This is a genomic window from Caldimicrobium thiodismutans, from assembly GCF_001548275.1.
Taxonomy (GTDB): Bacteria; Desulfobacterota; Thermodesulfobacteria; order Thermodesulfobacteriales; family Thermodesulfobacteriaceae; genus Caldimicrobium; species Caldimicrobium thiodismutans.
Window position 1 is genome coordinate 1,735,824 of sequence record NZ_AP014945.1, and the last position, 13,258, is coordinate 1,749,081.

Genomic DNA, 13,258 nt, shown 5'->3' on the forward strand with positions numbered 1-13,258 from the left:
GAATTAGATATCTATACAAGGGAGGTTATACAAGTCTGAAAGTAACACAGGCAATCTTGCCTGTGGAGGTAAATTACACTCCAATGTATGAAAGAAACACAGACAAGAATGTCTGTGCTACAACAGACCCCCAAAAAAATTCAAGGGGTATAAAATTTTGAACCCCTACTTAAGGAAAGATTTTGCAGATTTTTTATCCTTTCTTTCCGAAGGGGAACGGGTATGTGGAAAGATTTAATTTGTGTTAGGCCCTAAGAAAAAATCCTATAGAGTCTCAAAAGATATGGACTTATACACAGCTCTTGACATTAAATATCTTATAGTATTAAAATGATAAAAATAAAATGGTGCAAGTTCTCCCCTTGGTGATTTTTTCCTCAAGAGGAAGCCAGTTGTAAATTTTGATAAAAAGTGCTATTAATTTTAGATGATTAGCTTAATAAATATTCTGGATTTGGCATGAAAATTGCATTAGTGGAGCACAAAATAAAAAAGGAGGTGGACTATGCAACTTGATCCAACCAAGATGAAAGACTGGGAAATTGCTTACGAGGCAGAAAAGAATATGAAGACCGTTTATCAACTTGGAGAGGAGATGGGTTTGACCAAGGAGGAACTACTCCCCTATGGTCATTATGTTGCTAAGATTGATTACAAGAGGGTACTTGAAAGGTTAAAAGATAAACCCAATGGTAAATATATCAATGTAACTGCTATTACCCCTACCCCTCTTGGAGAAGGGAAAACTACTACCCTTATAGGTCTTGTGCAGGGGCTTGGTAAAAGAGGGCAAAATGTTATTGGCTGTATCAGACAGCCCTCAGGAGGCCCTACTTTTAATATCAAGGGTTCAGCAGCCGGAGGTGGCCTTTCTCAGGTGATTCCTCTGGATAAATTTTCCCTTGGTCTTACAGGGGATATTAATGCAGTCATGAATGCCCATAATTTGGCCATGGTTGCCCTCACTTCAAGGATGCAGCATGAGGCCAATTACGATGATGAAACCCTTGCCAAGAAAGGCTTAAGAAGGTTAAACATTGACCCCAAAAGGGTTGAAATGGGCTGGGTGATTGATTTTTGTGCCCAGGCCTTAAGGCATATTGTGATTGGGCTGGGTGGAAAAAACGATGGTTATCCCATGGAGTCAAAATTCTGGATTGCAGTAGCCTCTGAGGTTATGGCAATCCTTGCTGTAGCAAGGGATTTAAAGGATCTTAGAGAGAGAATTGGAAAGATTGTAGTTGCCTTTGATAAATTTGGTAATCCTGTTACAACGGAAGACTTGGATGTGGCAGGTGCCATGACTGCCTGGATGGTTGAGGCTATCAATCCTAATCTTATGCAGACTATTGAGGGACAGCCTGTGCTTGTGCATGCTGGCCCCTTTGCTAATATCGCTATCGGCCAAAACTCTATAATTGAGGATTATGTAGCTCTTAAGCTTGGAGATTATGTGGTCACGGAATCTGGCTTTGCTGCTGATATTGGGTTTGAGAAGTTCTGGAATATTAAGTGCAGACTTTCAGGCCTTATACCCAATGTCTCGGTAGTTGTAGCAACTATTAGGGCTCTAAAGTGCCATGGTGGTGCCCCCATTCCAAGGCCAGGGCAACCCATACCCAAAGAGTATCTTGAAGAAAATCTTGAATGGGTAGAAAAGGGCTGTGAAAATCTCCTTCATTGCGTAAATATCGTCAAAAAGAGCGGTGCTATCCCGGTTGTCTGTATAAATAAATTTTATGCAGACACAGAAAACGAGGTCAAGCTTGTGAGAAAGATCTGTGAAGAGGCTGGAGTGAGAGTTGCCTATTCAGATCATTGGCTAAAAGGTGGAGAGGGAGCGGTTGAGCTTGCAGATGCGGTTATGGATGCCTGTAGAGAAACTCCTCAGTTTAGATTCCTCTATGAACTTGATGAACCCATCAAGACGAGGATTGAAAAGATTGCCAAGGAGGTCTATGGAGCAGATGGTGTGATTTATATGCCTCCTGCTGAGGAAAAGATTAAGATCCTTGAGGCTAATCCAGAGTTGAGGAAACTTCCCATTTGTATGGTTAAAACCCATTTATCTCTTTCTGATGACCCTGCAAAGAAAGGTGTCCCCAAGGGATGGACTTTAAGGGTCAGAGATGTCTTAATCTTTAGAGGATCAGGTTTCATTGTGCCTGTTGCTGGAGATATCAATCTTATGCCTGGAACAGCTTCGGATCCGGCCTATAGAAGAATTGATGTGGATGTGGAAACCGGAAAAGTTAAAGGACTTTTCTAAAAGAAAAATATCAGGAGGAGCGATATGTCCGCAAAGATACTTGATGGAAAGGCTGTAGCAGAGAAAATCAGGCAGAATATAAAGAGAGAGGTTGAAGAGCTTAAAGGGAAAGGGATTACTCCAGGGCTGGTTACCATTCTGGTGGGGGAAAATCCGGCCTCTGTCTCTTATGTAACTGCCAAGCAAAAAACTGCTCATGAGCTTGGATTTTATTCAGTACAGGAAAATCTTCCTGAAAATGTTTCTGAAGAGAAACTTTTGAAGATGATTGATAAATATAATAGGGATCCCCAGATTCATGGAATCCTTGTTCAGCTTCCTCTTCCCAAACACATCAATGAAAAGAGGGTTCTTTATGCCATTGATCCGAGAAAGGATGTAGATGGCTTTCATCCTGTCAATGTAGGCAAACTTGTTATAGGAGAGCCCTGTTTTATCCCCTGCACGCCTTACGGAGTGCTTATGCTTCTTGCTGAAACAGGAGTGCCTGTTGATGGGGCTGATGTGGTTGTAGTTGGAAGGAGCAATATAGTGGGAAAACCCGTTGCCATCTTGCTTATGCAGAAGAGAAAACCTGTGGGAAATGCAACTGTGACTGTCTGTCATACCGGGACCAAAAATATGGCAGAACATACCAAAAGGGCAGATATCCTGATTGTAGCTGCAGGAGTCCCTAAATTTGTCACTGCAGATATGGTGAAAGAGGGTGTGGTTGTAATTGATGTGGGGGTTAATAGAATTGGAACCACTCCAGAAGGCAAGGCCAAGCTTTGTGGTGATGTGGATTTTGAAGGTGTTAAAGAAAAGGCAAGTTTTATTACTCCGGTTCCGGGTGGAGTTGGGCCTATGACCATAACCATGCTTATGAAAAATACTCTTGAGTCTGCCAAGATGTGGGCCGGGCTCCCCAGTGAGGTAGCATAGTGACTAAATTCACAAGTTCTTAATTTATTGTAACTTTAAAATTATTTTAAAGTTATAAAGATTTATAGGGAGGTGTTTTTATGATAGATGAAAGAGCAAGATTTGGTAAAGGGAGGCCCGGGGTGCAGACACAAACTGCAGAGGAACTATACAGTAAACTTAAAGAAGATGTGCTTACTGCTCCCAGAAGGGTTGAGAGGAGAGGGACTCTTCCATGTGCCTTTGGTAAGGGAGGGACCTGTTGTAGGGTCTGCAATATGGGACCCTGTCAGGTAGTGGAAGGTGTTGAGGAATTGAAAGGAGTCTGTGGAGCCTCTGCAGCTACAGTGGTAGCCAGAAATTTTGCCAGAATGGTTGCTGCAGGAACCTCAGCTCATTCTGATCATGGAAGACATGTGGCTAAACTCTTTTACGAAGCTGTGCATGGAGAGGTTCCCTTTGAAGTGAGAGATAAGAGAAAGCTTAGAGTTGTTGCTCAGGCTTTTGGAGTAGATCCCAATCTTCCTGAAGGGGATCTTCTAAAAGAACTTGCAGATGCTGCTTTGAGAATATTTTCACAACAGGAGGGAGAAATAATTCTTACCCATAGAGCTCCAAAGCCCCTTCTTGAAAAGTGGAGACAATATGGAGTTGTTCCAAGGGGTGTAGATAGAGAGGTGGTTGAGCTCACGCACCGGACAACTATCGGCGTTGACCAGAACTATAAAAATATTCTTATGGGGGCTGCAAGATGTTCTCTTGCGGATGGCTGGGGAGGAAGTATGCTTGCTACAGAACTTCAAGATCTTTTGCTTGGAAATCCCCAGCCTATAAGGGCAAAAGTTAATATTGGTCTGGGGGTCTTAAGGCCTGATCATGTGAATGTGGCTGTGCATGGGCATGATCCCCTTTTAGCTGATGCCTTAGCTCAGGCAAGTTATGACCCTGAGATAATTGAGGAGGCAAAAAGGGTTGGTGCTAAAGGAATTAACCTTTCCGGAATCTGTTGCACTGGAAATGAAGTTCTTATGCGTAAGGGGATACCTATTGCTGGATCTTTTATTCAGCAGGAAGTTGCTATTGCAACTGGAGCACTTGAAGCGGTTGTTGTTGATGTGCAGTGTATCATGCAAAATGTAGTTGAAATAGCTAAACACTTTCATACAGCAGTGATTACCACAAGTCCCATTGCCATGATGGAGGGGGCAACGCATATCCCCTTTGATGAAAAAAGGGCTTTAGAGGTTGCTAAGGAAATTTTAAGAACAGCTATTGCCAGATTTCCTCAGAGGGACCTTTCTAAGGTAAATATTCCCGATCAGAGTGTGGATATTGTGGCTGGGTTTAGTCATGAGGCCATTATGTATATCCTTGGAGGAAGATTCAGGGCAAGTTATAAACCATTAAATGAAAATATTATTAATGGAAAGATCCTTGGAATTGCAGCCATTGTGGGTTGCGATCAGTATAGAGTAAATGAGCCCATTCAGGTTGAGCTTGCTAAGGAGCTTATTGCTAATAATGTGCTTGTTCTTGCCACAGGTTGTTCGGCAACCAACATGGCTATGGCAGGGCTTCTTTCTCCTGAAGCAGCAAAGCTTGCAGGAGATGGTCTGAGAGAGGTTCTTGAAGCAGTAGGTTGTCCGCCTGTTCTTCACATGGGGGCTTGTGTGGATAATTCGCGAATTCTTATTGCAGCAACAGAGATAGTTCATACAGGAGGTCTTGGAGATGATATATTTCAGATTCCAGCGGTAGGATGTGCCCCTCAGTGGATGAGTGAAAAGGCTATCGCTATTGGGATGTATTTTGTTACCACGGGTGTTCAGGTTGTTTTTGGGCCTGATTTTCCAACCCTTGGAAGTAAAACTGTTACCGATTTTCTCTTCTATGAAATTGAAAATTATTTTAATGGATGCTGGAGGGTTGCAAGGACTGCCAATGAGTTTGCTAATATTATGATAGATAGAATTAATGGTGGAAGAAGGGCTCTTGGAATTGATAAGCCCAAGCCAAGAGTCCTCTTTGATATGGCTATGAGAAGGGCTCTTGAAGGGCCAAGATATGTGCCTGTGTTCCATGGACTTGGTTGTTTTGGTTCCCATGAAAAGCTAACCACTGAAGAAAAAACTGCATAGGGGGAAGTTTAAAAGATGAAGAATCCCAAAGGACAGGTCTTAGTTGTTGGGGGCGGAATTGCTGGGATTCAGAGCGCTTTAGATTTAGCAGATCTTGGATTTTATGTTTATTTAGTGGAAAAAAAGGCAAGTATTGGTGGGGTAATGGCTCAACTTGATAAGACCTTTCCCACCAATGACTGTAGTATCTGAATCCTTGCCCCTAAGATGGTGGAGGCCGGGCGGTCTCCCAATATTGAAATCCTGACTCTGACTGAGGTGCTTGAGGTAAAGGGTAAGGCTGGAGACTTTAAGGTAAAGCTTAAAGTCAATCCTCGCTATATTGACCCGGATAAGTGCACTGCCTGTGGGGAGTGTATGAAGTATTGCCCAAGGCTTGCTATTGATACTTATAACGAGAATTTGACCTTTACCAGAGCTGCACGCATTGATTTTCCTCAGGCGGTGCCAACTAAGTATTATCTTGATCCTGAGGTCTGTTTACGGTTAAATCATGAGACCTGTCAGCTCTGTAGTAATGTCTGCGGGCCAAAGGCCATAAATTTTGATCAGAAGCCAGAGATTAAAGAGGTTCAGGTGGGAGCTATTCTTTTGGCACCGGGTTTTGGAAAGGTCCCGGTTTCTGCTCTGGAAAAATTTGGCTATGGGAAGTTTAGTGATGTCCTCCATAGTCTGGAGGTAGAAAGGCTTACCTGTGTAGCTGGGCCTACAGAGGGAGAGGTTATTAGACTTTCAGATTTCAAACATCCCAAAAGGATTGCCTATATTCAATGCGTTGGCTCAAGGGATCTTACCTGTGGCCAGCCTTATTGTTCAAGTGTTTGCTGTATGTATGCAGTAAAACAGGCCTCAGTCATTAAGGAACATGAGCCTTCTGCCGAAATTACCCTTTTCTTTATGGATGTGAGAACACAGGGTAAGGGTTTTGATGAGAGTTTTAGATCCGCGGTGGACAAGTATGGTTTCAAGGTGGTTAGGGCTCGGCCTGGTAAGGTTGATAGAGTTGATGGAAGGCTTGCTCTTAATTATGTAGATGAAGCTGGAGAAGTAAAAAGGGAATACTTTGATCTCATTGTGCTTTCTGTTGGTTTGGGAGCTCCGGAGGACGCTGAAAAGCTTTCTCAGATCTTTGGGATTGAATTAAATGAGTTTAGATTTGCAAAGACAAATTATCTAAATCCCCTTGAGACCTCAAGACCAGGGATTTATGTAATTGGAGCCTTTCAGGGACCAAAGGATATTCCTGAAAGCGTTATTCAGGCAGGAGGTGGGGCAGCTCTTGCCTCGGAGCTTCTTAAAGATGGTAGAGGGACTTCCACGGTAGTCAAAGAATATCCCCCTGAGGATATAGAGCTTCTTTCTGAAGAACCAAGGATTGGGGTCTTTGTCTGCCATTGTGGAGTAAATATTGCAGGAGTTGTGGATGTAAAGGAAGTAAGGGATTATGCTAAAACCCTTCCCAATGTTGTGCTTTCAGAAAATGTAGTCTATGCCTGTGCTCAGGATTCTCTTGTTCAGCTTGTAGATAAGATAAAAAAATATCGTCTCAATCGTATTGTTATGTCAGCCTGTACCCCAAGAACTCATGAGCCCTTATTTCAGGATACCTTAAGGGAGGCAGGTCTTAATTTAGCTCTCATTGAGATGGCTAATATTAGAGATCAGTGCGCCTGGGTGCATCCTGATAATCCTGAAAAGGCAACAGAAAAGGCTAAAGACCTTGTAAGGATGGCTGTGGCTAAGGCAAGGAGACTTAAACCCCTTGAGCTTCAGAGAGTAAAGGTAACTCCTTCAGCTTTAATAATAGGGGGCGGAGCTGCAGGAATGACCTCAGCCCTCTCCTTAGCTGAGCAAGGCTTTGAGGTCTTTTTGGTTGAGAAGGAGCCTGAGCTTGGTGGAACTTTAAGAAGGGTTAAGACCTTGATTGCTGGAGATGATCCTCAGGCCTTTTTAAAGGAGTTAATTGAAAAGGTTAAAGCCCATCCTAAGATTAAGGTCTTTACATCTGCAACCGTTGAAAACATCTCTGGTTATATTGGAAATTATACTACCACTATAAGGACAATGGAGGCTTCAGAAATTCTTAATCACGGAGTGGTAGTAGTAGCCACAGGAGGAAAAGAATACAGGCCATCAAGTTATCCCTTAGATGGTGAAAGGGTTATTACGCAACTTGAACTTGAGGAGAGACTTACTAAGAAAAAGAGCAAAGGTTTTCCCAAGAGAGTGATTATGATTCAGTGTGCAGGCTCAAGGGGTGAGGAGCTTAAACATTGTAGTAAGGTCTGTTGTATTCAGGCTCTCAAGAATGCCTTAAAGATAAAAGAGCTTAGCCCAGAAACAGAGGTCTATATCCTTTATATGGATATGCGGGCCTATGGTTTTTATGAAAAATATTATCTATCTGCCAGAAAGAAGGGGGTTAAATTTATAAGATTTTCAGCAGATAAGCGCCCAAGAGTTGAGGTAAAGAACAAAAAAGCTGTTGTAAAGGTATGGGATACATTGTTGGCTGAAGAGCTTGAGCTTAAGGCAGATCTCTGTGTCCTTTCTGTGGGAATTACTGCAACAGAGGACAATAATATTGCCAGTATTCTCAAGTTGCCTGTAAATGATGAGGGTTTTCTGATGGAGGCCCATGTAAAATTAAGGCCTGTTGAAACTGCAACAGATGGGGTCTATTTGGTAGGGCTTGCCCATAGTCCTCAGCTCTTGAGTGAGGTAATAGCGCAGGCTAAAGCCGGGGCAGGTAAGGCAGGTATTCCCCTTGCGAAGGGTTTTGTTGATGTGCCTCCTATTGTGGCAGAGGTTAATGAGGCTAAGTGTATTGGATGTGCCATCTGTGCTGAGGTATGTCCTTTCTCAGCTATTGAGATGGCTAAGGTTGAGAAGCGGAGAAAAGCAAGGGTCATTAAGGCAGCCTGTAAAGGCTGTGGGGTATGCGCCTCTCATTGTCCAGTTTTTGCCATTGATGTTGGAGGATTTACTGGAGAGGCCATTCTTGAGCAATTGAGAGGATTTAAGAGAGAGGAAGAAAGAGTAGAAGAGGAAAAAGAAGCTAAGGCTGGAGGGGCTTAGAAATGGATTTTGAACCCAGAATACTAAGCTTTATGTGTCACTGGTGATGTTACGCGGCAGCTGATGCGGCCGGGGTGGCTCGCCAGAATTATCCCCCTTATCACAGGGTGATAAGGGTTATGTGTAGTGGCAGAGTAGATCCTCTTTTTGTCCTTGAAGCCTTTAAAAATGGGGCGGATGCTGTCATGGTTGGTGGCTGTAAACTTGGAGAGTGTAAGTATATGGATGGAAATTTTCAGGCCCTGATTATGGCAGAGATGGTCAAAAACCTTCTTAGATTAATAGGCATAAAGGAGGAGAGATTCACCCTTGAATGGGTCTCATCTGCTGAACCTGCTAAACTTGTTGAGGATATGAAAAAATTTATGCTCAAGGTCAAAGAGCTTGGTCCTCTTGGCTCTGCTGAGGGGCTTAGTGAGGGGGATTTGAATTTTTATCTTGATTCAGCAATCGCTGTTTGCAAGAACATGCAAGTTCGCACAACTTATGGTAATATAGCCAAGGAATTGAAAAAATTACAAGATTTTTCTGAAGAGACCATTAAACAGAGGGTAGAAGAAAAACTTCTGCCTCAACTAAGGGGAAGACTTTATGAAATTGAGGTTAAGACCCTTATTCAGGACGGACCAAAGAGCCTTGATTATTTAGTTAGTAAGACTAAGGCCTCAGTTGATGAGCTAAACCCCATTTTATCTAAGCTTATGAAGACCTAAGGAGGAAAAAGTTGATTACCCTGAGTGTTAATGAAGGCGAGGTTAAAGGTTTTGTAGAGAGGGTAGTTACAAGTTATGACCAGTGTTTTCGATGCGGAGCCTGTTCTGGAATTTGCCCGGTTAAAAAGACTACCAAGATCTTTGATCCCAGAAAGATTGTGCATCTTCTTCTCCTTGGATTTATGGATAAGGTCTTGAATGAGATTCTCTGGTATTGTTCTCAGTGTGGGTCCTGTGTTCCAGTGTGTCCCATGGATGTGAAGCCAAGAGATGTGATAGGGGCTTTAAGAAATTATGCCCTTGAAAAGGGCCTTCTTGATGAGGAAAAGCTCTTTGAGCTTGGTGTTTTTGCCCGGGTTAATACGCAAAAGTGTATAGTTTGTCTCACCTGCGTGAGAACTTGTCCCTTTTCAGCAGCTTCTATTGGAAACTTAGGTTTTGCTTATATAGAGCCCTCTAAGTGCAGGGCTTGTGGAATCTGTGTTAAGGAGTGTCCAGCAAGAGCCATTGAGCTTAAACCTAAACCTGAATTTTTGGAGGTAAAGGCTGAATGAAGAATTCTTTTCAAATAACTATTCTTTGTTGTAATTATACTAATTTAGCAGAAAGAGAGGACCTTGCCTCTCTCTTGGGAAAGATTGAGATAAAGAGATATCCCTGCTCCGGACATATTGAAATTACAGATATATTAAGGGCCTTCAAAGAGGGAGCCAAAGCGGTGATGGTTGCTGGATGTAGTAAAGGAACCTGTCATAATCAAAAAGGAAGTGAGAGGGCTGAAAAGAGGGTTCTTGGAGCGAAAAAAATTCTTGAAGAGATTGGTATTGAACCTGAGAGAGTGGAGATGTTTTATGTTTCAAGACTTGATAGTGGAGACTTTGTGGAAAAGGCCAAGGCCTTTTATCAGAGGGTCTTGAGTTTAGAGCTTAAGGAGAGGGCTCAATGATTATAGCAGAGAGAAGGCCAATACCTGAGATTTTGCAAAATATTGAAGGTTATGAGAAGGTGCTTGTGCTTGGATGCAGGGGGTGTGTGGCGGTTTGTTCAGCTGGGGGAGATAGAGAGGTAGCCATACTTGCTGAGGCCCTAAGGCTTGCCAGAACCCTTTCTGGAAAGCCTCTTGAGGTTCTTGAGGCAACCTTTATAAGGCAATGCGATCCAGAGTATCTTGAGCCTTTGAAAAAATACAAAGGTGAGGTTGAGGCAGTGGTCAGCCTTGCCTGTGGAGTGGGGGTGAATTTGATTGCAGATCTCTATCCTGAGATGAGGGTTTATCCCGGAGTTGATACCTCCTTTTATGGGGCTAATCTTTCTCTCGGAGAGTGGGTAGAAAAGTGTAGAGGTTGTGGAGATTGTATTATAGATAAGACAGCCGGGCTCTGTCCCATTGCCAGATGCGCTAAAAATCTTTTAAATGGTCCATGTGGAGGTTCACAGGGGGGAAGGTGCGAGGTAAGAAAGGAGATGCCCTGTATCTGGCATGAAATTGTGGAGAGAATGAAAAGGCGCGGAGAACTTGAAAAACTTATGGAAATCTGGGAACCTAAGGACTGGAGACCTGCAGGAGGAGATGGTTTGAGAGTAAGGATTAGAGATGACCTAAGACTTAATGGAGGGAATTAGCCTTGGAAAGAAAAAGTCATCTTGAAAGTCTGCTTTCAGCGGGAAAATTTGCAGTTACAGCGGAGATTGGTCCTCCCAGGAATGCTGATTCCGAGGTTATTAAGAAAAAGGCCCGTCTTCTTAAAGGATTTGTGGATGCTGTAAATATTACCGATTGCCAGACTGCGGTAGTGAGGGTTTCAAGCCTTGCTTCAGCAGTTTTGGTTTTAAGTGAAGGGCTTGAGCCTGTGTTACAGATGACTTGTAGAGATAGAAATAGGATTGGGATTCAGGCAGACCTTCTTGGGGCAAGTGCTCTGGGTATCAGGAATCTTCTTTGTTTAACCGGGGATCATCCAAAGTTTGGAAATCATCCTCATGCCAAACCAGTCTTTGATCTTGATTCTATCCAGCTTCTTAGACTTGCTAAAGGACTTAATGAGGGAAGATTTGAAAATGGAGAAGAGATAAAAGGTTTAAGGCCATATTTTTTCTTGGGGGCTGCAGAAAATCCCTTTGCTGAGCCCTTTGATTTCAGGCCTTTTAGGTTAGCTAAAAAAGCTCGCGCTGGAGCCCGCTTTTTTCAGACCCAAATTATTTACAATGTGGATAAATTTAGAAAATTTATGGAGAAACTTAAAGATTTAGGGCTTACTGAAGAGGTTTATGTTCTTGCTGGAATAACTCCTCCCAAGTCCCTTGGGATGGCTAAATATATGAAATACAATGTCCCAGGTCTTGAGGTTCCTGATGAAATTATACAGAGGCTTGAGTCTGCTAAGGACAAAAAAGAAGAGGGGATTCAGATTGCCGTAGATATTATTCAGCAGGTAAAGGAAATCCCTGGTGTCAGGGGTGTCCATATCATGGCTATTGAGTGGGAGGAAGCTGTTCCTGAGATTGTGAAAAGGGCAGGGCTTTCACCCCGAGAGTCAATAGCGGAGATGCACCCACCCTTTGTAGTAGAAAAGGTAGTAGAAAAGATTGTGGAAAAGCCTGTTGAGGTAGTTGTTGAAAAGATTGTGGAAAAACCAGTGGAAGTAATAGTTGAAAAGATAGTTGAAAAAGAAATACCTCTGGAGGTAGAAATGGCAGGTGAGAAAATATCCGCATTAATTGAGATTCTTTCCGATCTTAAGGCAAGTCTAAAGAATCTGAGATCGGGTATGGAATCCTTAGAGGAGGGAATTGTAAAACTTGAGGAAGAATTTTTAGGGAAAAAAGAGGCTCGTCCAATAGTCAGAGAAATCCCTAAGCCTGCAGTGGAGGTAAAACCACCAGTTAAGGTTGAGGAAAGGCCTGTAGAGGCAAAACCAGAGCTAAAGGCTGAACCCGAAGTTAAACCAGAGCTTAAACCTGAAGAAAAACCTGAAGTAAAACCAGAGATAAAACCTGAAGCTAAGCCTGAAGTCAAACCTGAGGTTAAACCTGAGGTAAAATCCGAAGTAAAACCTGAAGTGAAAGCTGAACCAAAACCTGAAATAAAGCCAGAAGTAAAGCCTGAGGTGGAGCCTGAACCCAAACCTGAAGTAAAACCTGCTGAGGTTAAAATAGGAGGACTCAAAGGGGTCTATAGACCTCTTTCTGCAAGGGCTTCAAAGATTGCCCAAGACCTTTATTTAGAAAAGGCAAATGGTGAGATTAGAGAGGTTCAGATAGGTAAGGGTGAGAAGGCCCTTAAGGTTGGAGGAATCTCAGGTATTAATTTTCATCTCTTTGAAGGGGAGATGAAAAATGGTCTTAAAATTGCCTTTGAGATTCTTGATGTAAAGCCAGAGGACTGGCCAGAGCATTTATCTAAATATTATAGCGATGTCTATCACGATCCTGGCCTCTGGGCTAAAAAGTGTGTTGAAGAGTATGGAGCTGAGGCTATTTGTTTGTATCTTTTAGGCACGGATCCCAACTTTTTAAATCTTCCAGCAGAACATGCTAAAAAGGTAGCGGAAAAAGTTGTTTCTTCTGTTGATGTGCCTTTAATTGTCTGGGGATCAGGAAATGCAGAAAAGGATGTGGAGGTCCTGAGGGATGTTGCGGATATTGTTGGAGTTAGAGGTGCGGTAATTGGTCCTGTGGTTGAAGCTAATCACAGAACCTTAGCTGCAGTTGCTATGGGCTATAGTATCCCTGTAATTGCCTCAAGCCCTATAGATGTTAATCTTGCAAAACAGTTAAATATTCTTCTTGAAAATATGGGGCTTGCCTTAGATAAAATACTTATGGATCCATCGATTGGGGCTTTGGGATATGGTCTTGAATATACCTATTCTGTTATGGAGAGGATAAGGCTTGCAGCCCTTTTTGCTCAGGATACCAAACTTCAGGTGCCCTTTATCTGTAGTATCGGTAAGGAGGTTTGGAAAACTAAGGAAGCCGGCCTTCCCACAGATGCCCTTATGGGAGATGCAGAATCAAGAGGGGTGCTTATGGAGGCCTTAACTGGCGTTACTCTTGCTTTAGCTGGTGGAGACCTTCTCATTATGAGACATCCTAAGTCAGTTGAGTTGTGTAAGATACTTTTTAATGGGTTAAGTTTAAGTTAAAGAAGGGGGTTG

At 42.8% G+C, this 13,258-nt stretch carries 8 protein-coding genes and 1 pseudogene; all 9 read left to right on the forward strand.

The features are described from left to right. Positions 1 to 505: 505 nt before the first annotated feature. Positions 506 to 2,269, forward strand: coding sequence for a formate--tetrahydrofolate ligase (locus THC_RS08765; protein ID WP_068516296.1), 1,764 nt, complete (start codon positions 506 to 508; stop codon positions 2,267 to 2,269). A gap of 24 nt (positions 2,270 to 2,293) precedes the next feature. Next, on the forward strand, positions 2,294 to 3,193 hold the full coding sequence (gene folD / locus THC_RS08770; RefSeq protein ID WP_068516299.1) for a bifunctional methylenetetrahydrofolate dehydrogenase/methenyltetrahydrofolate cyclohydrolase FolD: 900 nt from the start codon (positions 2,294 to 2,296) through the stop codon (positions 3,191 to 3,193). Between the two features lie 80 nt (positions 3,194 to 3,273). Further along, positions 3,274 to 5,310, forward strand: a complete 2,037-nt coding sequence (cooS, locus tag THC_RS08775; RefSeq protein WP_068516304.1) for an anaerobic carbon-monoxide dehydrogenase catalytic subunit — start codon at positions 3,274 to 3,276, stop codon at positions 5,308 to 5,310. 15 nt (positions 5,311 to 5,325) lie between these two features. Further along, the gene (locus tag THC_RS08785) at positions 5,326 to 8,388 is read left to right on the forward strand and encodes an FAD-dependent oxidoreductase (RefSeq protein ID WP_148638851.1); all 3,063 of its coding nucleotides are present in this window, start codon (positions 5,326 to 5,328) and stop codon (positions 8,386 to 8,388) included. Between the two features lie 59 nt (positions 8,389 to 8,447). Then, positions 8,448 to 9,101: pseudogene (locus THC_RS09245) on the forward strand (hydrogenase iron-sulfur subunit); the annotation flags it as partial. An 11-nt stretch (positions 9,102 to 9,112) separates the two neighbouring features. Next, positions 9,113 to 9,655 (forward strand): 4Fe-4S binding protein, encoded by a 543-nt coding sequence (locus tag THC_RS08795; protein WP_068516311.1) that lies wholly within the window; start codon positions 9,113 to 9,115, stop codon positions 9,653 to 9,655. Then, positions 9,652 to 10,047, forward strand: coding sequence for a hydrogenase iron-sulfur subunit (locus tag THC_RS08800; RefSeq protein WP_068516315.1), 396 nt, complete (start codon positions 9,652 to 9,654; stop codon positions 10,045 to 10,047). The genes THC_RS08795 and THC_RS08800 overlap by 4 nt, the downstream gene beginning before the upstream one ends. Next, the gene (locus THC_RS08805) at positions 10,044 to 10,724 is read left to right on the forward strand and encodes a methylenetetrahydrofolate reductase C-terminal domain-containing protein (protein ID WP_068516318.1); all 681 of its coding nucleotides are present in this window, start codon (positions 10,044 to 10,046) and stop codon (positions 10,722 to 10,724) included. Before THC_RS08800 ends, THC_RS08805 begins: the two co-directional genes overlap by 4 nt. A 2-nt stretch (positions 10,725 to 10,726) precedes the next feature. Then, complete coding sequence (locus tag THC_RS09645) at positions 10,727 to 13,246, forward strand: acetyl-CoA decarbonylase/synthase complex subunit delta (protein ID WP_082706419.1); 2,520 nt, start codon at positions 10,727 to 10,729, stop codon at positions 13,244 to 13,246. The last annotated feature ends 12 nt before the right edge of the window (positions 13,247 to 13,258 follow it).